This is a genomic window from Comamonas sp. 7D-2 (genome assembly GCF_022749555.1).
Classification (GTDB): Bacteria; Pseudomonadota; Gammaproteobacteria; order Burkholderiales; family Burkholderiaceae_C; genus Comamonas; species Comamonas thiooxydans.
The window spans coordinates 3,830,492-3,852,019 of record NZ_CP094238.1 but is presented as its reverse complement, the minus strand read 5'-3'; the positions used below and the strand labels follow the sequence as shown (position 1 = coordinate 3,852,019).

General features: G+C 63.6%; 22 protein-coding genes. 6 read left to right on the top strand and 16 right to left on the bottom strand.

Annotated features, from left to right (window positions below; genetic code table 11):
• Positions 1 to 11: 11 nt before the first annotated feature.
• A complete protein-coding gene (locus MPZ60_RS17665; protein WP_034359444.1) occupies positions 12 to 1,007 on the top strand; it encodes a Bug family tripartite tricarboxylate transporter substrate binding protein in 996 nt (331 codons plus the stop codon).
• A gap of 264 nt (positions 1,008 to 1,271) precedes the next feature.
• Here MPZ60_RS17665 and MPZ60_RS17660 read toward each other — a convergent pair whose 3' ends face one another.
• The 3 genes from MPZ60_RS17660 to MPZ60_RS17650 all read right to left on the bottom strand — a co-directional run bounded on the left by MPZ60_RS17660 (position 1,272) and on the right by MPZ60_RS17650 (position 4,609).
• Complete coding sequence (locus MPZ60_RS17660; protein ID WP_034359442.1) at positions 1,272 to 2,132, bottom strand: plasmid replication/partition related protein; 861 nt, start codon at positions 2,130 to 2,132, stop codon at positions 1,272 to 1,274.
• A 155-nt stretch (positions 2,133 to 2,287) separates the two neighbouring features.
• Entirely contained in the window at positions 2,288 to 3,676 is a 1,389-nt protein-coding gene (yegQ, locus tag MPZ60_RS17655; RefSeq protein ID WP_034359439.1) for a tRNA 5-hydroxyuridine modification protein YegQ, read from the bottom strand.
• 27 nt (positions 3,677 to 3,703) lie between these two features.
• Positions 3,704 to 4,609 (bottom strand): LysR substrate-binding domain-containing protein, encoded by a 906-nt coding sequence (locus MPZ60_RS17650; RefSeq protein WP_034359437.1) that lies wholly within the window; start codon positions 4,607 to 4,609, stop codon positions 3,704 to 3,706.
• A 146-nt stretch (positions 4,610 to 4,755) separates the two neighbouring features.
• On the opposite strand from MPZ60_RS17650, the gene MPZ60_RS17645 reads away from it, so the two are divergent.
• Positions 4,756 to 5,514 (top strand): sulfite exporter TauE/SafE family protein, encoded by a 759-nt coding sequence (locus MPZ60_RS17645; RefSeq protein WP_034359496.1) that lies wholly within the window; start codon positions 4,756 to 4,758, stop codon positions 5,512 to 5,514.
• A 73-nt stretch (positions 5,515 to 5,587) separates the two neighbouring features.
• On the opposite strand, the gene prfH is transcribed toward MPZ60_RS17645, so the two are convergent.
• The 11 genes from prfH to MPZ60_RS17590 form a co-directional block, all read right to left on the bottom strand.
• Positions 5,588 to 6,175 carry a peptide chain release factor H gene (gene prfH, locus MPZ60_RS17640; RefSeq protein ID WP_034359435.1) on the bottom strand — a complete coding sequence of 196 codons (588 nt, stop codon included), beginning with the start codon at positions 6,173 to 6,175 and terminating at the stop codon, positions 5,588 to 5,590.
• Positions 6,166 to 7,320, bottom strand: coding sequence for an RNA ligase RtcB family protein (locus tag MPZ60_RS17635; RefSeq protein WP_034359432.1), 1,155 nt, complete (start codon positions 7,318 to 7,320; stop codon positions 6,166 to 6,168). The genes prfH and MPZ60_RS17635 overlap by 10 nt, the downstream gene beginning before the upstream one ends.
• A gap of 389 nt (positions 7,321 to 7,709) precedes the next feature.
• The gene (gene tolA, locus MPZ60_RS17630) at positions 7,710 to 8,864 is read right to left on the bottom strand and encodes a cell envelope integrity protein TolA (RefSeq protein ID WP_034359430.1); all 1,155 of its coding nucleotides are present in this window, start codon (positions 8,862 to 8,864) and stop codon (positions 7,710 to 7,712) included.
• 77 nt (positions 8,865 to 8,941) lie between these two features.
• Positions 8,942 to 9,373, bottom strand: a complete 432-nt coding sequence (locus MPZ60_RS17625) for a biopolymer transporter ExbD (protein ID WP_012839211.1) — start codon at positions 9,371 to 9,373, stop codon at positions 8,942 to 8,944.
• 144 nt (positions 9,374 to 9,517) lie between these two features.
• Entirely contained in the window at positions 9,518 to 10,222 is a 705-nt protein-coding gene (gene tolQ, locus MPZ60_RS17620; RefSeq protein ID WP_003063920.1) for a protein TolQ, read from the bottom strand.
• Complete coding sequence (gene ybgC / locus MPZ60_RS17615) at positions 10,219 to 10,653, bottom strand: tol-pal system-associated acyl-CoA thioesterase (RefSeq protein WP_034359495.1); 435 nt, start codon at positions 10,651 to 10,653, stop codon at positions 10,219 to 10,221. The genes tolQ and ybgC overlap by 4 nt, the downstream gene beginning before the upstream one ends.
• Before the next feature lie 52 nt (positions 10,654 to 10,705).
• Complete coding sequence (locus MPZ60_RS17610; RefSeq protein WP_187771854.1) at positions 10,706 to 11,899, bottom strand: pyridoxal phosphate-dependent aminotransferase; 1,194 nt, start codon at positions 11,897 to 11,899, stop codon at positions 10,706 to 10,708.
• 207 nt (positions 11,900 to 12,106) lie between these two features.
• Positions 12,107 to 12,643 (bottom strand): transcription antitermination factor NusB, encoded by a 537-nt coding sequence (gene nusB / locus MPZ60_RS17605; RefSeq protein WP_003063915.1) that lies wholly within the window; start codon positions 12,641 to 12,643, stop codon positions 12,107 to 12,109.
• Entirely contained in the window at positions 12,636 to 13,109 is a 474-nt protein-coding gene (gene ribH / locus MPZ60_RS17600; protein ID WP_003063913.1) for a 6,7-dimethyl-8-ribityllumazine synthase, read from the bottom strand. The genes nusB and ribH overlap by 8 nt, the downstream gene beginning before the upstream one ends.
• Positions 13,110 to 13,124: 15 nt before the next feature.
• Positions 13,125 to 14,246 carry a bifunctional 3,4-dihydroxy-2-butanone-4-phosphate synthase/GTP cyclohydrolase II gene (gene ribBA, locus MPZ60_RS17595; protein WP_003063911.1) on the bottom strand — a complete coding sequence of 374 codons (1,122 nt, stop codon included), beginning with the start codon at positions 14,244 to 14,246 and terminating at the stop codon, positions 13,125 to 13,127.
• 306 nt (positions 14,247 to 14,552) lie between these two features.
• Complete coding sequence (locus MPZ60_RS17590) at positions 14,553 to 14,858, bottom strand: 2Fe-2S iron-sulfur cluster-binding protein (RefSeq protein ID WP_012839207.1); 306 nt, start codon at positions 14,856 to 14,858, stop codon at positions 14,553 to 14,555.
• A 552-nt stretch (positions 14,859 to 15,410) separates the two neighbouring features.
• On the opposite strand from MPZ60_RS17590, the gene MPZ60_RS17585 reads away from it, so the two are divergent.
• From MPZ60_RS17585 to MPZ60_RS17575, 3 genes are all read left to right on the top strand, one after another.
• On the top strand, positions 15,411 to 16,322 hold the full coding sequence (locus MPZ60_RS17585) for an SDR family NAD(P)-dependent oxidoreductase (protein WP_003063906.1): 912 nt from the start codon (positions 15,411 to 15,413) through the stop codon (positions 16,320 to 16,322).
• A 317-nt stretch (positions 16,323 to 16,639) separates the two neighbouring features.
• On the top strand, positions 16,640 to 18,166 hold the full coding sequence (gene gshA / locus MPZ60_RS17580; RefSeq protein WP_034359427.1) for a glutamate--cysteine ligase: 1,527 nt from the start codon (positions 16,640 to 16,642) through the stop codon (positions 18,164 to 18,166).
• A 157-nt stretch (positions 18,167 to 18,323) separates the two neighbouring features.
• A complete protein-coding gene (locus MPZ60_RS17575) occupies positions 18,324 to 19,979 on the top strand; it encodes a methyl-accepting chemotaxis protein (protein ID WP_034359491.1) in 1,656 nt (551 codons plus the stop codon).
• A 17-nt stretch (positions 19,980 to 19,996) separates the two neighbouring features.
• Here MPZ60_RS17575 and MPZ60_RS17570 read toward each other — a convergent pair whose 3' ends face one another.
• Both MPZ60_RS17570 and MPZ60_RS17565 read right to left on the bottom strand, forming a co-directional pair.
• Positions 19,997 to 20,215: an oxidoreductase-like domain-containing protein gene (locus tag MPZ60_RS17570; RefSeq protein WP_080746229.1), complete on the bottom strand. Its 219-nt coding sequence runs from the start codon at positions 20,213 to 20,215 to the stop codon at positions 19,997 to 19,999.
• On the bottom strand, positions 20,212 to 20,436 hold the full coding sequence (locus tag MPZ60_RS17565) for a hypothetical protein (RefSeq protein ID WP_003063898.1): 225 nt from the start codon (positions 20,434 to 20,436) through the stop codon (positions 20,212 to 20,214). Before MPZ60_RS17565 ends, MPZ60_RS17570 begins: the two co-directional genes overlap by 4 nt.
• A gap of 123 nt (positions 20,437 to 20,559) precedes the next feature.
• Between MPZ60_RS17565 and ylqF the strand changes: the two genes are divergently transcribed.
• Positions 20,560 to 21,513, top strand: a complete 954-nt coding sequence (gene ylqF, locus MPZ60_RS17560) for a ribosome biogenesis GTPase YlqF (protein WP_034359425.1) — start codon at positions 20,560 to 20,562, stop codon at positions 21,511 to 21,513.
• Positions 21,514 to 21,528 lie beyond the last annotated feature (15 nt).

Genomic DNA, 21,528 nt, shown 5'->3' with positions numbered 1-21,528 from the left:
AGGAGACCAATATGAACTTCAACCGCCGTGAGTGGCTGCAGGCCGCAGGTGCGGGCAGCGCGGGAGCGCTGCTTTCGGGCCTTGGCCTGCCGGCACTGGCCCAGGCGCCGCTAGAGAATCTGAACATCATCACCGGCTTCGCGGCCGGTGGCACCTCGGACGCCATCTGCCGCCGCGTGGGCACCAAGCTCGCCGCCTATGCCAAGGCCGTGGTGGTGGAGAACCGCACGGGCGCGGGCGGGCAGATCGCCATCAACTACGTCAAGGGTCGCCCGGCCGATGGCTCGGTGATGCTGCAGACGCCCACCTCCATGCTCACCATCTACCCGCACATCTACAAGAAGCTGGGCTACGACCCCGTGGCCGATCTCACGCCTGTGACCGTGGGCTGCATCTTCGACTTCGGCTTTGCCGTCGGCCCCATGGTGCCGGCCAGCGTGACCACCGTGCCCGAGTTCTTTGCCTGGGTCAAGACCCATCCCGACGGTGCCAGCTTCGGTTCGCCCGCCGCGGGCTCCACGCCGCACTTCGTCGGCGCCCTGCTGGGCCAGCAGGCGGGCGTGGACTTCAAGCACGTGGGCTACCGCGGCTCGCAGCCCGCGCTCATGGACATGATGGGCGGCAACATCGCCGCGGTGAGCTGCCCCGTGGGCGATGCCATGCAGCACGCGGCCAGCGGCAAGATGCGCCTGCTGGGCGTGAGCGGCGCCAAGCGCAACCGCTTCATGCCCAAGGTGCCCACCTATACCGAGCAGGGCTACAAGAACATGGCCCACAGCGAGTGGTTCGGCTTCTTCCTGCCGGCCAAGGCCAAGCCCGATCAGGTGGAGCGGCTCAACGCTCAGATGCGTCAGGCCCTGGCCAGTCCCGATGTGGTCGACAGCCTGGCCGTGTTCGGCCTGGAGGCCATGTCGTCCTCTTCCGCCGAGCTGGCGGCGCTGATCAAGGAAGACCTGGCCAAGTGGGCGCCCATCGTCAAGCAGGTGGGCTTCACGGCCGAGGCCTGATCAACCGTGTCCGGTGGTCTCGGGGCCGTGCCGCCGACTTGACGGGCGGTTCGGCCCCGTCGCACCGCCTGGTCGGAGCTAAGACATGCTTTCGGTCAGGCCGCCAGCGGCGATGTGCTGGCAGGGATCAGCGTGGCCGCCACCGAAAACCGCATGCCGCGCGAGCGCCAGCGCCGGATCGTGCAGCTCATGCGCAAAAGCCTGCGCGCCCATGGTTTCGACGCGTTCTGAGCGGCAGGCAGGGGCCATCGCAGCTGCTGCGGCTTAACCCTGTTCGGCCAGCAGGTCCTGCAAGGTCTTGACCTGCAGGCGCAGGCGCTCGTTCTCGGCTTCCAGCTCGGTGACGCGGGCCTGCAGCTCTTCGGGGCTGGCGGCTGGCGCGGCTTCTGCCGATTCTTCGGCTTCGGGCTTGGCGGCCTTGGGCTTTTTCTTGGCATCGCGCACGCGCTTGGCTGCCTGCTTGAGGGCATCTGCGCCTTCGGCGGCCACGGCTTGCTGCTCTTCCTCGGGCAGGGTGGCGACCACGGCAGCGGCATTGAGCGAGAGTTCGCCGGCCTTGACCGCGGCCACGACTTCGGGCGCGGCCTTTTCCTGGATGGTCTCGATCATCTTGACCTGACCGGCCGACAGGCGGGCGGCGCGTGCCAGGGCTTCACGTGTGTCCAGCGCTTCGTCGGGCACCTTGGCCACGCTGGCCAGCGCCTGGGCCACCACGGGGTCGGTCTCGCCTTCCCATGGGGCTTCCTCGCTGGCCGGCTGGGCGGCCTTGGCGGCGTTCACGGCAGCGGCTGCTGCAGCGCGTCGCTCGGCAATGATCTCGCGCTTGCGCAGCGCCAGCACGCCGCGCTGGAAGTCCGAAACCGAGCGGCGGCCCAGATGCTGGTCGATCATCCACAGATGCACGTCGTCCATGTTCTTGAACTGCGTGGCCTGCACGGTGTTGAAGGGCAGGCCGTGTTTCTGGCAGATGCCGTAGCGGTTGTGGCCGTCGATGAGCAGATCGCCCCAGACCACCAGGGAGTCGCGGCAGCCTTCGGAAAGGATGCTGCGCTCCAGCGATTCGTGCTCGTCCGGGGTCAGAGGGTCGATATAGGCCTTCAGGCCTTCGTCAATCTTCAGTTCCATGTGTGTTCTTCAAATTGAGGAGCTGCCTGCGCTTGTTATTGTTAGTTTTCAACATGAATTCAATTTGAATTCAAGAGAAGACGAGCGAAAGCAGCTATAGAGAAAAGAGCAACGCCCCAGCGTATGGGGCGTTGGAAAAGCAAAGCCGGTCGAGCTTACAGCAGACGCGAAATCAGCGCACCTTCCACAGGGCCTTCCAGCGGAATGCGCACGCGCACGGGGTTGCCTTGTGCGACTTCCACGGGCTGGCCTTCAAGGTTGAACATCTTCTCCAGCTTGACTTGGCGGTTGCCCTGGGGATGAATCACTTCGATGGTGTCGCCCACGGCGAAACGGTTCATGGTTTCAATCTCTGCCATGCCGTCGGCATAGCCGCGCACCGCGCCCACGAAGTGGCTGCGCTGCAGCACGCTGTGGCCGGTTTCGTAGTTCTGGTAGTCGTTGGCAGGGCGGCGCTCCAGCAGGCCGCCGGTATAGCCGCGGTTGGCCAGGCCTTCGAGTTCGGTGATCAGATGCGGGTTGAACGGACGGCCTGCCACGGCGTCATCGATGGCGCGGCGGTAGGTCTGGGCTGTGCGGGCCACGTAGTACAGGCTCTTGGTGCGGCCTTCGATCTTGAGCGAGTCCACGCCGATCCTGGTCAGGCGCTCCACATGCTCCACGGCGCGCAGGTCCTTGGAGTTCATGATGTAGGTGCCATGCTCATCTTCCATGATGGGCATCATCTCGCCGGGGCGGCCTTTTTCCTCGAGCAGATAGATGGCATCGGCCTTGGGATGGCGCTGCTGGTCACCGCAGGTGCTGGTGAACTGGTTGTCCAGATCGTTCTTGGCTTCTTCGAAGTTGAAGCCGTTTTCCATGGCCTGGCCCAGCGCCTCGCCGGTGTTGGGGTCCACGGCCGCGTCATGCGTCTTGTAGTCCCAGCGGCAGGCGTTGGTGCAGGTGCCCTGGTTGGGGTCGCGGCGGTTGAAGTAGCCCGACAGCAGGCAGCGGCCCGAGTAGGCAATGCACAGCGCGCCGTGCACAAATACTTCCAGCTCCATGTCGGGGCATTCCTGGCGGATCTTCTCGATCTCGTCGAGGCTCAGTTCGCGCGACAGGATGATGCGCGAGACGCCCATCTTCTGCCAGAACTTCACGGTGGCGTGGTTGGTGGTGTTGGCCTGCACGGACAGATGAATTTCCTGCTCGGGCCACTTTTCCTTGACCATCATGATGAGCCCGGGGTCGGCCATGATCATGGCGTCGGGCTTCATGGCGATGATGGGTTCGATGTCGCGCAGATAGGTGCGGACCTTGTCGTTGTGTGCAATCAGATTGCTGGTCAGGAAGAACTTCTTGCCGCGTGCATGCGCCTCGGCAATGCCCTGGCCGATCTGCTCCAGGCGGAATTCGTTGTTGCGCGCGCGCAAGCTGTAGCGCGGCTGGCCGGCGTAGACGGCGTCGGCACCAAAGTCGTAGGCGGCGCGCATCTTGTCGAGCGAGCCGGCAGGCAGCAGCAGTTCGGGGGCTTTGAGGGTCATGATGGCGCTATTGTCCCGCATAGCGCTTTTCACCGTGGCTTGCTAAGGCTACGCGGTCTGTAGCAGCTGCGCGTGCAACTGCCGCGCAGGCAATGACAGGGAGGCCGTCGCGGCGGGCGTGCACAGCAGCAGCTGGCGCTGCGCCCAGGCGTCGGACAGCGGCACGGCCACCACGCCGGTGGCGGCGGCGTGGCGCTGCACGGCGGCCAGCGGCAGCACGGCAATGCCCACGCCCTGGCCCACGAGCTGGCACAGTCCCTCGAAATGCTGCAGCTGGACCTGAATGCGCAGCAGCCTGTCGTTGATCCGCAAGGCCTGTTTCTGCAGCAACTGCTGCAGGGCGGAGTCGCGTGGCAGGCCGACCCAGTTCTCGTTCAGCAGCTCGGCCAGCGGAAGGTGCGCGCGCCCGGCCAGCGCATGGCCCAGCGGCAAGGCGGCGGCCAGCGGGTCCGGCCTCCAGGGCTGGCAGTACAGTCCTGCCAGCGCCGCCGCGTCTTCGGCATCCCAGGCCGCCACGCCGATATCGCACAAGCCCTGGCGCAGTCCGGCCAGCACTTCGCTGCTCGGGCATTCCTGCAGCTCCAGGGCAATCTGCGGGTGCTGGCGCAGAAAGCCGCTGACGGCCAGCGGCAGATGCTCGCGCACGGCCGAGGTATTGCCGCGCAAACGTATCTGCCCGGCCAGGCCGGCGCCGAATTCACCCATGGCCCCACGCAGTAGCTGCATCTGGCTGAGCACCTGGCGTGCATGCTGGCCCAGGGTGTGACCAGCAGCCGTGGGCTGCACGCCGCGTGCCTGGCGAATGAGCAGCGCCGTGCCCAGAAGCTGTTCCATGCCGCGCACGCGCTCGCTGGCCGAGGCCAGCGTGAGATGGCTGCACTGTGCAGCCGCCGTCAGCGTGCCGCTGTCGAGGATGTGCACAAACAGCTGGAGGTCGGTCAGGTCAAAGCGCATGGGGTTCAAGCCTAAGGTTTATACGAAGTCTGGATTTGAATAATCCCGTTGGTAAAGAGTCTTGTGTCGAAGGATTATTAGCGCTAAGCAAGAGAAAGATGGATCTTGCCGGTGTTTGAAGATTCGGATAATACGAAGGATTGATGATGTGGAATGAAGGCTGGATGGCTGCGGCAGCCATTGCCGTGTTTGGACTGGCAGGTTGTGTCAAAGGCGTGGTGGGGCTGGGCCTGCCCACGGTTTCCATGGCCTTGCTGGCGGTGTTCATGCCGCCTGCGCAGGCGGCGGCCTTGCTGCTTTTGCCTTCGCTGGTGACGAATCTGGTGCAGATGCGGCCTGTGGCGGGTTTGCGGGCCTTGTTGCAGCGTCTGGGCTGGATGCAACTGGGCATCGTGCTGGGCACGCTGGGAGGTGTGGCCCTCTGGGGTGGAGTCGGCAGCCTGTCAGCAGCCAGGCCGGCTCTGGGCCTGGCGCTGGTGATGTACGCCCTGTGGGGGCTGTCGGGCTTGCGCTGGCAGACGCCGGCGCCGCACCAGGCCTGGCTGGGCGCGGCATGCGGCCTGCTGACGGGCGCCATCACGGCGGTGACAGGGGTCTTTGTCGTGCCTGCCGTGGCCTTTTTGCAGTCGCTGGGCCTGGCCCGTACCGCGCTGATGCAGGCCATGGGCCTGTGCTTTACCACTTCCACGCTGGCCCTGGGGGCCAGTTTGTTCTGGAAGGGGCAAGGCCTGGGTGCTCAGGCGCAGGAGATGGGACTGGGACTGCTGGCTTCGGCCCTGATGCTGATTCCAGCACTGGCCGGCATGCACTGGGGCGAGTTGCTGCGCGAGAAACTCTCGCCCGAGCTTTTCCGGAAGCTGCTGATGCTCAGCCTGCTGACCCTGGGTGTCTACCTGTGCTTCTGAGTGGCCGGGGCCGCAGCGACATTGCCGCCGTCCCTGCGTTCGGGAGGAGGGCGGCAATGTCGTCTCGGGGCGGTTAAAGGCGGAAGACCTTGACGGCCTGGCCGCGCTCGACTTCCCAGTGCTGCTGGCTGCGCAGGCGCTGCGCCTGCCCCTCGCTGCGCGCATTGTGCTGCGCCAGCTTGATGGCCAGTAGCTCGCGCGCCAGCCGCTTGTTGGCATGCTGGCTGCGTTCGCTCATGACCTTGACGGCCATCCCGCTGGGCACATGCAGGGCATGGACGGCCGAGTCCGTGGTGTTGACATGCTGGCCGCCCTTGCCCGAAGCCTTGCAGGACTGGAACTGGATCTCGCCGTCCATGGCCAGCTGGCGCGGTGGCTCGCAGCGCTGTACGGCGACGAACCAGTTCTTGCGCGGATGCCGGGGCCGGAAGGGGCTGGCGAAGATCCACTGGATGGTGCCCAGCCATTCGCGCAGGGCGGGTGTCTCGCGCTCGCAGCGCAGCAGCACCGACCTGTAGCCGGCCGGGGTGCGGAACTCCTCCAGCACCTCGACCGCGAGATCCTCGGCGGCGCAGGCCTGCAGCAGCTTGCGCAGGGTCAGCTGCAGCGCGTATTCGCACTCTGCGGGACCATGGGCCGAGCTCAGTTGCATCAGCAGCATTGCAGGGCTCCCTTCTTGTAGGTCAGCAAGGGCTTGAGGCGTGCGACCAGCTTCACCAGGCCGGCTTGTTGCAGACTGGCGACCACGGAGTCCACATCCTTGTAGGCCTGGGGGGCCTCCTCGTAGACCAGCTCGCGGTCGGCGCAGACCACGGCGCTGCCGAAGCGCGTGCGCAGCAGCTCGTCCAGCGTGAATCGGGGTCGCAGCCGGCCCATGCAGTCCGTGCGAGCCCACTTGCGGCCGGCGCCGTGGGCCAGCGAATCCAGGGCCTCGTGCCGGCCGGCGACGGGCCGCACCAGATAGCTGTAGTCGCCGCGCGAGCCTGGAATGACGACCAGACCCCGGTTTGCCGGTGTGGCGCCCTTGCGATGCAGAAAGCCGTCCTGGCCCTGCCAGCGGTGGGCAAGCACATGGTTGTGCGTGATGTCGAGAACGGCCTCGCCCTGACTGCGGATCGCGCGCAGCAGGCGCTGTGCGATGCTGCGGCGGTTGAGCTGCGCATAGTCGATTGCGGCATCGTGCTGCAGCAGGTATTGCCTTGCGGCTTCGCTGCCGGCGGCCAGGCCGTCGTGGCTGAAGCGCTGCACATGCTCGCGCAGTATGGCTCCGCCCAGGCCCCGCGAGCCGCTGTGCACCATGAGGTGCACGCGCTTTTTGTCGAGCGTGCCTTCCTCGTAGAGGGTCTCGACCTGCTGCAGTTCGGCAAAGTGGTTGCCGCCGCCGATGGTGCCCAGACTCTGCAGCAGATAGGCCGGATCGGCGACACCGCTGGTCTGCGCTATCTGCTGCAGCTGCTCCATGTCCACGGTCTCCAGCAGCTCCTGAGGCAGAGGGCCGTCGATATTGCCTACGGCTTTTTCGAGCTTGGCGCCTGAAGTCCTGTGCACGGCCAGGTCGGTCGCGTACAGAGACATGCCGCAGCCTATGTCGCCGCCGACCAGGGCCGGGTAGAAGCGTCCTGTCGAGAAGAATGCCGCGCCCACGGGATAGCCCCGGCCCGGATGCAGGTCGGGAAGACCCACGGCGGCGCGGATGCCGTCCAGATTGGCGGCGGTGGTGTGAAGTTGCTGGATGGCCGCGTCCTCGATCCAGACGCTGCTGTTGGCGAACACCTTGACGTAGGTGTCCGAAAAAGAATTGCCCATGAATGGCCCTTGGTCGAATGCATGAAATCAGCGATGGGGCAGTCGCGACATGCTCGGCCGGCAGGCATCCGGGAATTCACGCGCAGCACAAGGCCTGGCTCCATGGCGTCGATGGGCCGGGCGAGGTCTGCAGCGTGGCGGGAAGCGCTAGAGGGCTTTAGGCGGGCACGACTGCAAAGGGATTTGTCGCCTGGGACATGGCTCTCTCCTTTGCGTGAGTGGGAAAGCGCGCAATCCGTCGTGGATTGCGGCAAAGAAAGGCATGCTATGGACTGGCGGGCGGCGGCGCAAGCCGTGCAACTCGGTGCGTTGTGGAATGGCCACAGATAAAAAAGCCCCGCGGGCCATGCCAGCGGGGCTTGGGGGAAAGCGCGGGGAGCAGTCCCGCGTCAGTCCTGGGGTCTGAAGCCTATGACCAGATCCGAGGGCACCTTGCCGTCGATATCGCGCGGCAGCTTGTCGGTCTTGTGCAGGGCGCGCACCACGGCTTCATCCCAGGCCGCGTTGCCGCTGGACTTGGAGATCGTGGCACTGGTGATGGTGCCGTCCGGAGCCGTGCGCACGCGGACCTCGGCACGCGGGTTGCCGCTGAGCGCATCGGGGTAGACGATGTTGGGTTTGACGCGCGCTGCCACCTTGGCCGCATAACCCGCCGAGGGACCGCCGCTGGCACTGCTGCCCGAGCCGCCCGTGCGGCTGCCGCCGCTGCCGGCCTGATCGCTGCCGCCGGAGCCGCCGGCCAGCCCTTGCAGGCGTGCCAGCTCGGCCTTGCGACGGTCATCGGCTGCCTTGGCATCCTTGGCGTCCCTGGCCGCCTTCTCCTTGGCTTCCTTGGCTGCTTTTTCCTTCTCTGCCTTGTCCTTCTCGGCTTTTTCCCTGGCAGCCTTGTCCTTGGCGGCTTTGGCGGCTTTGTCGGCTTTCTCTTTTTCAGCCTTTTCCGCTTTTTCCTTCTCGGCCTTGTCCTTGGCAGCCTTGTCGGCCTTTTCCTTTTTCTCGTGCTCGAGCTTTTCCTTGCGTTCCTTCTCCGCCTTTTCAGCCTTCTGTTTTTCCAGCTGAGCCTTTTCGGCCTTGTCCTTCTCGGCCTTGTCCTTTTCGGCTTTTTCCTTGCGCTCTTTTTCCCGCTGTTCGCGGGCTTCCTGCTCGGCCTTTTCCTTCTTCAGCTGCTCCTGCTTTTTCTTTTTGGCCAGGGCAATCTCGGCCTCATGATCGTCGTCATGGGCCTGAGCCTTGGGGGCAGGCGCAGGAGGAGGCAGCGGTGCCACCACGGGCTCCGGCGGAGGTGGTGGCGGCTCGGGAGCCGGAGCCGGCTCCGGCGTGGGCTCCGGAGCGGGAGGCGGCGGTGTCACGGCGGCTGCGGAAGCCGGGGCGGAACTGCTCCAGACCTCGGCTTCGACCATGGCTTCGTCGGCTTCTTTGGGGGGGCGCACCGTCCACAGCAGGGCCGCGATCAGCAACCCGTGCGCGGCCAGGGCGAGCGACCATGAGCGCGCCCGGCCTTTGGGGCGGGGCGGGGCAAACTGATCGCGATCTTGCTGGTTAGGCATGGTGAATTGGTGGTCTGCGCGGGCTGCGGCTTCAAGGCATCAAAGTCGCGGCCGGCGGCAGAGCTTCCTGTAGGGGATCAATTGCTGGAAGAGGAAACGACGCCGAAGGCAATGCGCTTGACGCCGGCCTTGGACAGCGTGGTGTGCGCCTTCATGACGTCGTCAAAAGGCAGACCCTTGTCGGCGATGATCTGGATGGCGCTGTCCTCGCCCTGGCCTTGCTGCCAGGACTGGGCCAGACCCTTGAGGTCGTCGAGCTTGATGGTCTGGGTGTTGCTGCCGTTCTTGAACTGGATGCTGCCATCCTTGTCGAGCAGCACATAGGCAATGTTCTTGGTCGGCGGGCGCGAGGACTTGCCCGCGCTGGGTACGTTGATGGAGCCCGGCGTGAGCATGGGCGCCGTCACCATGAAGATGATGAGCAGCACCAGCATCACGTCGATGAAGGGCACCATATTGATTTCGTTGACGGTGCGGCGATTGCGACCGCGTGAACTCATGGCTGGCATGGATCACACTCCTTACAAATAGGCTGCTTGGCGCGCAGCCGTCCTGCTTGCGCGAGGCTCAATCCAGAGGCGCAGTGCAAAGGCCCGCGGGCCTTGTGTCCTGTCAAGGCCAGAGGCCTGAAGCGACTCGGGAACAGTTTCATCTCAATGGCCGGAGGCGGAGCCGCTGGCAGTGGCACCGACATTGCGCTGCAGGATATTGGAGAACTCTTCGATGAAGGTTTCTTCCTGGCTGGCGATGCGGTCGATGTGGTGGGCGTAGCGGTTGTAGGCCGTCACGGCGGGGATGGCCGCAAACAGGCCCATGGCGGTGGCGACCAGGGCCTCGGCAATGCCGGGGGCCACCGTGGCCAGAGTGATCTGCTCCATGTTGGCAAAGCCGGTGAAGGCGTGCATCACGCCCCATACGGTGCCGAACAGGCCGACGTAGGGCGAGACCGAGGCCACGGTGCCCAGGAAGGACAGGCCGGATTCGATCTCGTCGAGTTCGCGCTGAAAGCTTGCGCGCATGGCTCGGCGCGTGCCGTCCATCAGCGTGGCGACATCGCCGATGCGGCGCTCGCGCAGCTTCTGGTACTCACGCATGCCGCTGGCAAAGATGCGCTCCATGGGGCCGCCGGTCTTGGCGTTCTGCGCGGCAGAGGCATAGAGGTCGTTGAGGCTGGTGCCCGACCAGAAGTCCTGCTCGAAGTTGTCGTTGAGCGAGCGCACTCGCTTCAAGGTCTGGGCCTTGCGAAAAATGGTGGCCCAGCTCGCTATGGATGCGATCACCAGGATCAGCATGACCAGTTGTACCACCCAGCTGGCCTGCATGATGAGGCTGAGGATGGACATGTCTTGGGAGTTCATGAAAGTTGCTCCAGGATATGGTTCGGAATTCTCGCGGGGCGCATGGTCTTGCCATCCACCCACCCAATTCGGATGGAGCCCGTGCACAGCGGCGTGGGCTCTTGGGCGTGACTGTCGGAATGGACCAGCAGCGCCTGCTGCTCGATTGTGAGCGAAGCGCGGCCGGCACTTTTCAAGCTAGCGGTAACAAAGAGTTGGTCATCGAGTCGCGCCGGGTGCAGATATTCAAGCTGCGCAGACGTTACGACAAAGATGCCGCCGGTTTGTTCCCGCAGCTTTTGCTGGGCGATGCCCAGCGAGCGCAACCACTCGGTGCGGGCACGCTCGAAGAACTTGAGGTAGTTGGCATAGAACACGGCGCCGCCGGCATCGGTGTCTTCCCAGTAAACGCGCATCGGGAATGTGAACACCCCGGCTGCGGCGGCTTGCATGGCATCGGCCCCGTCAGGCAAAGGCGCTGGTTGGCTCTGCATCATCACGGATTCAGCAGAAGAGCTTTTTCATGCGAGCAATGGCTTCCTGCAGCTGCTCCATGGAGTTGGCGGTGGAAAAGCGCACATAGTTCGCCGTCTCGGCCTGACCGAAGTCGCGGCCGGGGGTGATGGCCAGGTGAGCCTGGTTCATCAGCGCATAGGCAAAGTCCCAGCTGCCTTTCACGCCGAGCTTTTCGGCGGCAGCGCGGCAGTCGGCCCAGGCGTAGAAAGCGCCGTCGGGCTTGACGGGCACGGGCAGGCCTATCGATTCGAGAGCCGGGATGAAGTAGTCGCGGCGGGCCTTGAACTCGGCGCGGCGGCGCTCGTATTCGGCAATGCTCTCGGGCTCGAAGCAGGCGAGGGCCGCATATTGCGATACGGTGCTGGCACAGATGAACAGATGCTGGGCCAGCATCTCTATGGGCGCGACCAGCGACTCGGGCACTACCATCCAGCCCAGGCGCCAGCCCGTCATATTGAAGTATTTGCTGAAGCTGTTGATGGAGATGATGTCATCGCCCAGCTTCAGGGCCGATTGGCCAAAGGCTTCGTCGTAGGACAGGCCCAGGTAGATTTCGTCGACGATGGTCAGCCCGCCTTTGGCGCGCACGACGTCGTGGATGCGGCGCAGCTCATCGGGAGCAATCGAAGTGCCCGTGGGGTTGGACGGCGAGGCCAGCATCACGCCGCGCGTGCGCTCGCTCCAGGCGGCTTCGACCTTGGCGGCGCTGAGCTGGAAGCGCTCCGCCGCCGAGGAGGGGATGAGCACCGGCTTGCCCTCGGCCGCCGAGACAAAGTGGCGGTTGCAGGGGTAGCTGGGATCGGGCATCAGCACCTCGTCGCCCTCGTCGATCAGCGCCAGACAGGCCAGCTGCAGCGCGGCCGAGGCGCCGGCCGTGATGATGATGCGGCGCGCCGGCACGTCCATGCCGAAGCGGCTGGCGTACCAGGCGCTGATGCGCTCGCGCAGCTCGGGCAGGCCTGGTGCCTGGGTATATTGCGTGCGACCGTCGCGAATGGCGCGCTCTGCCGCTTGCTGCACCAGAGGCGGGGCGCTGAAGTCCGGCTCGCCAATGTTCAGATAGATCATGGGCGTGCCGCTGGCGCTGGACTGGCGGGCCACTTCCTGCGCGTGCTTGGCCATTTCCATGACGTAAAAAGGCTCGATACGTTGGGCGCGGCGGGAAAGCTCAATGACGGACATGGACGACGTTATTCTTTCAATCAATCAGCGTTCGGGTGCAGTCTGGTGCCGGAGGATGCAGCCGGTACAGCAGCCTGGCACCCATAAAAAAACTGCAACCAGCCAGCCGGTGCACGATAGCACCTGCGGCCCTGTTGCAGTATTTGCATTGACTATGCATGTGGCGCCAGCAGGGCCGCGCAGGCACGGCGCTGCAGATCAAGCGGTTCAGCTCGCAGACTTGTTGGCGCGGTCATGCGCCACTTCGGTGGCGCGCAGCTCGGGAGCCAGTCCGTTGAGCACGGCGTTGACATACTTGTGACCGTCGGTGCCGCCGAATTCCTTGGCCAGCTCGATGCACTCGTTGAGCACCACGCGCCAGGGCACGTCGGGGCAGTTCTGGAACTCGTACACACCAATCCACATGCAGGCATGTTCGATGGGCGAGATCTCGGTCAGGCCGCGATCGAGCTTGGGCGTGATCAGTGCATCCAGTGCAGCTTCGTTTTCCACGCAGCCGCGCAGCAGTGCATCGTAGTGCACCACGTCGGCCTTGTGAAAGCCGGCCAGATCGCGCGTGAAGCGGTCGATGTCGAGCACCGCATTGCGGCCCACGATGTGCTGATACAGGCCTTGCAGTGCGAACTCGCGTGCGCGGCTGCGATTGGATTTGGAGCCCGCCTTGCGTGCGCCGGTGCTGGTCAGGCCGGTGCGCTTCTGGGGAGGGCGGCGCGAGCCGGACTCGCTGGATTGTTCTTCACTCATGATCGTCGTAGGAGTTGAGCAGATTGGCCATTTCCACGGCGACCTGGGCGGCGTCGCGGCCCTTGTCTACCTGGCGGGCAATGGCTTGCTCCATGTTTTCAGTGGTGATGATCGCGTTGGCGATCGGCAGGCGGTAGTCCAGGGACAGGCGTGTCACGCCTGCGCCCGATTCGTTGGCTACCAGCTCGAAGTGGTATGTCTCCCCACGGATGATGCAGCCCAGCGCCACCAGGGCGTCGTACTGATCGGTGTCGGCCAGTGTCTGCAGCGCCACGGGCACTTCGAGTGCGCCGGGGACGGTGACATGGTCGATGTTCTCGCTCTTCACACCCAATGCCAGCAGCTCATCGCGGCAGGAGGCAAACAGGGTGTTGGTAATGCTTTCGTTGAAGCGTGCTTGCACGATGCCGATCTTCAGTTCGGCTCCGTTGAGGTTCTGGCCTTGGCCTTTTTCTGCGTTTTGCATCTGGTGTTCCGTCTCTTATTCTTTGGGGATGTAGCCCGTGATTTCCAGGCCGTAGCCTGCCATGCTGGGCATGCGGCGGGGCTGGCCCATGAGGTGCATCTTGCTCACGCCCAACTCGCGCAGGATTTGCGCGCCCACGCCATAGGTGCGCAGGTCCATGCGGCCACGCTCTGGCGCCTGGGCAGAACGGGCCTTGCCTTCGAACTGGGTCAGCAACTGCTCGCCGGACTCGCTGCAGTTGAGCAGCACGGCCACGCCTTGGCCATTGCCGTTGATGTACTTGAGGCTTTCGTCCAGGCACCAGGAATGCTGGTTGCGGCCGGTTTCGAGCGCATCGAGCACCGACAGCGGCTCGTGCACGCGCACGGGCACGGTGGTGTCGGGCTGCCATTCGCCCTTGACCAGTGCCAGATGCACGGAGCCGCTGGGCACGTCGCGGAAGGCATGGGCGATGAATTCGCCATGGGCCGTCTGCATGGGGCGGCTGCCCACTTTCTGCAGCAGGGATTCGTTGCGGCTGCGGTATTCGATGAGGTCGGCAATCGTGCCGATCTTGATACCGTGCTCGGCACAGAACAGCTGCAGATCGGGCAGGCGGGCCATGGTGCCGTCGTCCTTCATGATCTCGCAGATCACGGCCGAGGGCGTGCAGCCTGCCAGCGCGGCCAGATCGCAACCAGCCTCGGTATGGCCGGCGCGCATGAGCACGCCGCCGTCCACGGCCTGCAGCGGGAAGATATGGCCGGGCTGCACCAGATCGCTGGGCTGGCTGTTCTTGTTCACGGCCACCTGGATGGTACGTGCACGGTCGGCGGCCGAGATGCCGGTGGTCACGCCTTCGGCGGCTTCGATGGAAATGGTGAAGGCCGTGCTGTACACGGTGCCGTTGCGCGCGGCCATGGGAGGCAGCTTGAGGAATTCGCAGCGCTCGCGGGTCAGCGTCAGGCAGATCAGGCCACGGCCGAAGCGGGCCATGAAGTTGATGGCTTCTGCTGTGACATGGTCGGATGCCAGAACCAGATCGCCTTCGTTCTCACGGTCTTCTTCGTCAACGAGAACGACCATGCGGCCGGCACGCATTTCCGCCACGATTTCTTCGACGGGCGAGATGGGCACAGGTTGGAGGGAGCTGTTCATGGAATGCCTTTTTGGACGTGAACTGGATGCGATGCACTGCAGTCGGCGGCTGGCGCATGACACGCACCAGTGAGGCATTGCCGACGCCGCCATGGGCGCAGGCAGGACTTCCAAAGAACGTGTGAGGCGGGAGGCCGCCTGGGCGGAGCCGCTTTCTGCAGGACAAGGCCTTGCGGAAAGCGCTCATTCTATTGCAGAGCGGGCTTTGAGCGCGCAAGCCGACCCTGAAACCATGATGCAGTGCAAGAACCGGATGCAGTTCCAAGGCGTGGCATCCGGCAAGAGCCGCCCCGCCGCTCAGGGGGCTTACAAATACTCATGATCCTTGAGCACCACATCGCTGTCGGGATAGGCACAGCAGGGCAGCACATAGCCTTCGGCCTGCTCTTCGGTCGTTACACCCGGCCACTCGATGTCGTAGTGCACGCTGCCCGACACCAACTGCCCCATGCAGGTGCGGCAGGTGCCGTTGCGGCAGGAGCTGGGCCAGTTCACGCCGCCGCTCTCCAGCGAGTCCAGCAGGGACTGGTCGGCCCAGGCGTCAACCTGCTGGCCGCTGGGCTCGCACTTGGCGATGAAGAAGGGAGGGGCAAAAGCAGAGTCGTTGGACATGAGGCGCTGTAGTGATTCTTTGCAAAACCCGTTGTTTTAGCCGGTTTGCCAAGGCCGTGGGCCCGGTGCGGATTGCCTGTTTTTTCAGCGCTGAAAAATGAACCTTTTGAAATCAATGACTTGCCTGACTTATTCATGGGGCGGTGGCAGTTGTTCACAAGGATGTCCAGCGTAGGACGGGATAAGTGGCTGGTTGTCGGATAGGAGCTGATCAAAAAATAGGCAGTTTGAAAAATTCTATATAAATCAAATACTTGAGAAATTGTTATAAAAGATATTCAGGCTTGTCCACAGGCTTGTTGAGAAAAATTGGGGAAAAGCCCGTCGCTTGTGGATGACTGATTTTTGCTATTGAAAGAAGAGCTTGTAGCGAATACAGATATTGAGATTTGAATAGTTTTAATATTGAAACCAATTGATTTTTTGCGGTAACAGCTCCCGGATTGATAGCATTCTCCAGACTTACCCGCAGGCAGTCGCAAACGCTACGTTGCGCTGCAGCATGGGCGCTTAAAGTGGCTGCATCAATGCACAAGCAAGGAGCAGGACATCATGGCAATGGATTTTCAAGGTCGTGTGGCCATCGTGACGGGGGCGGGCGGCGGTCTGGGGCGTCTGCATGCGCTGGCTCTGGCCAGGCGCGGTGCCAAGGTGGTGGTCAACGATCTGGGCGGCGCGGTGGACGGCTCGGGCGGTTCGGCCACGGCGGCGCAGCAGGTAGTGGATGAAATCCGCGCTGCGGGCGGCGAGGCGATTGCCAACGCGGCCTCCGTGACCGACTTCGACGCCGTGCAGGCCATGGTCAAGCAGGCCATCACGGCCTGGGGGCGCGTGGACATTCTGGTCAACAACGCCGGCATTCTGCGCGACAAGAGCTTTGCCAAGATGGACATGGCGGACTTCCGCCTTGTCGTCGACGTACACCTGATGGGAGCGGCCAATTGCTGCAAGGCGGTCTGGCCCTATATGCAGGAGCAGAACTATGGCCGCATCGTGATGACGACTTCGTCGACGGGCCTCTACGGCAATTTCGGCCAGGCCAACTATGGCGCGGCCAAGCTGGCCCAGGTGGGCCTGATGCAGACGCTGGCCATCGAAGGGGCCAAACACAATATCCGGGTCAACGCACTGGCACCCACGGCGGCCACACGCATGACGGCGGGACTGCTGCCCGAGCCGGTGCTGGAAGCCTTGAAGCCGGAGGCCGTGGTGCCTGCCATGCTGGTGCTGGCGCACGAGAGCGCGCCCACGCGCACCATTGTCTGCGCCGGCGCCGGCGGTTTCGAGGCTGCTCATATCACCATGACCGAAGGCGTTTATCTGGGCATGGGTGAGACCGTTCCCGAAGAGTTGGCCGCGCGCTTGGCTGAAGTCACGGCCAGCGAAGGCCAGCAGGTGCCGGCCAGCGGCGCCGTCCAGGGACAGGTGGAAGTGGGCAAGGCCATGAAAGCGCATGGACATTGATCAAGGCCAAAGTCGCAGCATTTTTTGCCCTGCACGAGCGGCAAGAGCAGCTGGCGATTGCGATTAGCACAGCTGAAAAAAGCCCTCTCGCGAGGGCTTTTTCTGTTTTGGAGTGAGCATGTGCTCATGTTTGGGTTGCTGTTAACCTGACAAATTTCTGGCAGAGGCCCTGGCTCTTGGCGGCTCAACAGGCCGAAAAACGTGGTTAAGCGGCCAGCCGCCATCGCGTTGCGTCTTGTTTCTCTATCATTCGCCGTCTGGGCGCGATTGGGCAGACGAAGTTTGTCGTCAGCGTCTTCACTAAGAAGGTAAGAACAATGAAGACATCGCAGGCCGCCGTGAATATGCCCACCGCCGAAAGGCTGCTGGGCATTCGTCGCGGCATCGAGAAAGAGGGACTGCGGGCACTGGCCACGGGCTCGCTGGCCCTGACGCCGCACCCGGCGGAACTGGGCTCGGCTCTCACGCACCCGCACATCACCACCGATTACAGCGAGTCCCAGCTGGAGCTCATCACTGGCGCGCGCCTGGGTGTCGAGGAATGCCTGGACGAGCTGACCGAAGTCCATCAGTTCGTGCTGCGCAACCTCAGCGAAAGCGGCGAGCTGATGTGGAACTCCAGCATGCCCTGCCGCCTGCCCACCGACGAGACGATTCCGCTGGGCCGCTATGGCAGCTCGCACTCGGGCCGTTCCAAGAGTGTGTACCGCATGGGTCTGGGCCACCGCTATGGCCGTCGCATGCAGACCATCTCGGGGATTCATTACAACTGGTCGCTGCCCGGAGTGAGCAGCGACCAGTACTTTGCGCTGATCCGCAACTTCCGCCGCAACGCCTTTGTGCTGCTGTATCTGTATGGCGCCTCTCCCGCGCTGTGTCCCTGCTTTGTGGAAGGGCGCGAGCATCGCCTGCAGCCGCTGGGCGACGGCAGGCATGCGCTGTACCTGCCCTATGCCACATCGCTGCGCATGGGGCGCCTGGGCTATCAGAGCGACGCGCAGTCCAGCATCAACGTCAGCTACAACGGACTCGACGGCTATGCGGACTCGCTGCACGAGGCGCTGACCCGTCCTTACCCGGCCTACGAGCAACTGGGCGTGCGCAACCCCGGTGGCGACTACAACCAGCTGGGCACGGGCCTGCTGCAGATCGAGAACGAGTTCTACGGCACCATCCGTCCCAAGCGCACCGTCAAGAGCGGCGAGCGCCCGCTGCACGCGCTGCGCGAGCGCGGTGTGGAATATGTGGAAGTGCGGCTCATGGATATCGATCCCTATGAAACCGTGGGCATTGCGCCGGCCACCATGCGCATGATCGACGTCTTCCTGCTGCACTGCCTGCACAGCGACAGCCCCGACGACACGCCCCAGGAAATTGCCGACCTCAAGCACAACCAGCATCTGGCTGCGGAACAGGGCCGCGAGCCGGGCCTGAAGCTGGTGCGCAACGGCCAGCAGGTGCTGCTGACCGACTGGGCACAGGAAGTGCTCGAGCAATGTCGTCCCTATGCCCAGGCGCTGGATGCTGCTCATGGCACAAGCGACTACAGCGCTGCGCTGGATCAGGCCCTGGCCCGCGTGCAGGACGCGCAGTCCACGCCTTCGGCCTATGTGCTCAAGGAGCTCACCGGCGCCTATGACAATCGTTTCATAGACTTCATGACCACGCAGTCCGCCAAGGCGCGCGATGCCTTGCTGGCCATGCCCTGGACGGCCGAGCAGCAGGCGCGCTACGAGCGGATGAGCCAGGAGTCGGTGATCGCGCAGCAAGCCATCGAGGCTGCCGACACCATGACGTTCGAAGAGTGGCGCCAGCGCTATATGGATCCAGCCAGCCTGCTGTAATTCTTGGAATTTGATAGCTGGGAGCGCTTGCAATCTCTGGGTTGCAGGCGCTTTTTTATTGCATTCGGTGCTGCGGCTGTCACGTCATTGTCATCTGTGTTTCATATCGTAACGACCAGCGGAGCACTGCGCTCCGCGCTTGATCGGCGGTGTGCTCATGTTGTTGAAGAAATTCCAGAACCTTTCGGTGGCTCGCAAGATGTGGGCCTTGTTCCTGGGGCTGTTGCTGTGCAATGTGCTGGTGGCAGGCGGCCTGTTCAGCTATCTGCAGAATGTGGAGCAGCGGGTCAGCGCCGCTGTTCAGGCCACGGACAAGCGCATCAATCTTGCGCTGCGCTGGCAGGCGCTGACGCTGCAGAGCGTGGAGGCTGCGCTGGCCAGCGTGCTCTCTTCGGAAGAGCATCTGATTGCTCAGCTCTCGCAGAAAGCTCGCGGGCTGATGCAACAGGCCGGTGGTCTGCAGCAACAGGTGCAGGCCGATGCTCAGAGCGAAGTCGATCGAAGCGGCCTGGCCAGGGTGGAGCAGGAACGCAAGGCAGTGCTCGATATCTACGAGCAGGCCTATCAGGCGCGTGATCTGGGCAAGGCCTGGGAGGCGCAGAAGCTGGTGGACGAACAACTGATTCCCGCTTCCAGGCGCTATGTCCAGGCGCAGGATGCCTTTATCGAGGCTCAGCAGCAGCAGCGTCTGGACGCCGAGCAGCATGGGCGCGAGCAAACCGCCATCGCCAAGCGCATGGCCATGGGCGTGGGCTTGTTCATGGGCCTGGTGGGGGCGTTGCTGTCGTTGACGACGATTCGCTCCATCACCACGCCCTTGAGCGAGGCGGTGCAGCTGGCGCAGACCATTGCGGCGGGCGATCTCAGCTATGCACCGCCGGCGGCGGAGCGCGGCGACGAGCTGGGTCGGCTCATGCAGTCGCTGGCGCTGATGACTAGGCAGTTGCGCGGCCTGGTAGGCGAGGTGCAGGGGGGTGTGGAGGCCGTGGCTGCCGCATCCAGCCAGATGGCGCAGGACAACAGCGATCTCTCCGATCGCACAGCCCATGCTGCAGAGCAACTCAAGGCCACGGTCAGCAGCATAGAAAACATGGTCACCCTGGTCACCCATTCGGCCGACAGTGCGCGCCATGCCGACCAGAGTGCGCGCAGTGCCGCCGAGGCGGCGGCCAGCGGAGGCAGCGTGGTGCAGGAGGTGGTTCGCAATATGGAGCACATGGCGCAAAGCAGCCAGCAGGTGGCTGCCATTGTGGGGGTGATTGACGGCATTGCCTTCCAGACCAATATCCTGGCGCTGAATGCCGCCGTGGAAGCGGCGCGGGCAGGCACTCAGGGCCGTGGCTTTGCCGTGGTGGCGGCCGAGGTACGCGAGCTAGCCCAGCGCAGTGCCGAAGCGGCCAAGCAGATCCGCCAGCTCATGGAGCACTCCACCAAACAGATGAAGTCGGGACAGACATTGGCGCTGCAGGCCGGCCAGCGCATGGAGCATATCGTGCGCGATGTGCGCACGGTCAGCGGTCTGATCGCCTCGATCACCGAGGCGGCACAGGCGCAGAACCAGGGTATCGCCCAGATCAGCGAGGCGGTGCAGGCACTGGACCATATGACCAGCCAGAACGCGGGTCTGGTGGCCGAATCCAGCGCAGCAGCGCGCGAGCTATTCCATCAGGCGCAAAGGCTGGAGGCAGGGGCGGGGCGCTTCCGTATTGACTATCAAGCGCTGGATAACGAGATCGCCGATATCGAGGTGGACGTCATGGAAAAAGAAGTCCATGTGCCTCGCCTGGCTGCGCTGGAAGCCGAAATGGCATGAGTCCCGAGTAGCGGGTTTCAGGCCTCGGTCATGGCTTGGGCCGCATCCTCCAGCCAGAAAGTCAGCGCGCCGTAATAGCCTTCCCAGACGCAGCCGTTGCAGCCGCGCCCGCAGCAACTCGTGGGCTCGGGCGGCGGCTGGCGCAGCGTCACCGCCGCTGCTGCTGCGCGCTGCTGCCACAGCGCAATCTGGCTGCGCGCCTGTGTCAGCGGCTGCAGCAGGGCTGTGTCGCTCATTTCTTGAAGCGAACCCAGAGAAACTGGGCTATGAAGGCCAGACCCAGCACCAGAGCAAACCAGCCCACGATATGGGACTGGGCAAACAGCTGGGCAATACCGCTTTCAGGCTTGAACACAGGGGCCAGCAAGATGATGATGCCGATCAGTGCAATCGTCAGGCCCTTGATCAGAATTTCGTTGCGGGCTTTGGACTTTTGGGGGGCGGAGGGCAAGGGCATAAGCGAGCTGGCAGGTCAGAAAAGCAGAGGGAGATTATCCTTGCGCGCCTGAATTCACTGACATAAAAGGGTGTTTGCGCCCATTGCGTGCTCGCACCCTGCAAAAAAGAAAGATCTCCGCTTATGGCCATCCAATGGTTTCCCGGTCACATGCATCTGACGCGTCAGGCCATCACGGAGCGCGTCAAGGAAATCGATGTGGTCATCGAGGTTCTGGATGCGCGCTTGCCCGGCTCCAGCGCCAACCCCTTGCTGCAGGAGATGACGGGCCACAAGCCGCGCCTGAAGATACTCAACAAGCAGGATATGGCCGATCCGGTCCAGACCAAGGCCTGGATGGACTGGTACAACGCCCAGAGCGAGACGCGCGCCATTGCGCTGGACGCCTCGGAACCTGCTCCCACCAAGCGTCTGATCGAGCAGTGCAAGCTGCTGGCGCCCTCGCGTGGCGGTCTGGCCAAGCCCATGCGGGTGCTGATCTGCGGCGTGCCCAATGTGGGCAAGTCCACGCTGATCAACTCCATGAGCGGCAAGACCCAGGCCAAGACCGGTAATGAGGCCGGTGTGACCAAGCTGGAGCAGCGCATCGTGCTGGCCGACGACTTCTACCTCTGGGACACGCCCGGCATGCTGTGGCCGCGCATCATCGTGGAGAAAAGCGGCTACAACCTGGCGGCCAGCGGTGCCGTGGGGCGCAATGCCTACGACGAAGACCTGGTGGCGCTGGAGCTGCTTTTGTATCTGCAAAAGCACTACGCTTCCATGCTGGAGGCGCGCTACAAGCTGGGCATTTCGGCCGATGAAATTGCGGCGTTGCATGATGACGAGCTGCTGACAATGATCGGCAAAAAGCGTGGCGCCGTGATGAGCGGCGGCCGCGTGAACCTGCAAAAGGCGGCCGAGCTGGTGCTGACCGACTTCCGTGATGTGAGCATTGGACGCATCACGCTGGAGACTCCGGCCGAATTCGAGGTCTGGCTTGCCGAGGGCCAGCAAAAAGATGCGGAGCGCCAGGCCAGGAAAGATGCACAGACCAAGGCACGCCGAAGCGCGCGGCGGCAGCAGCAGCAGCGTTAGGCTGCAGGCGACAAG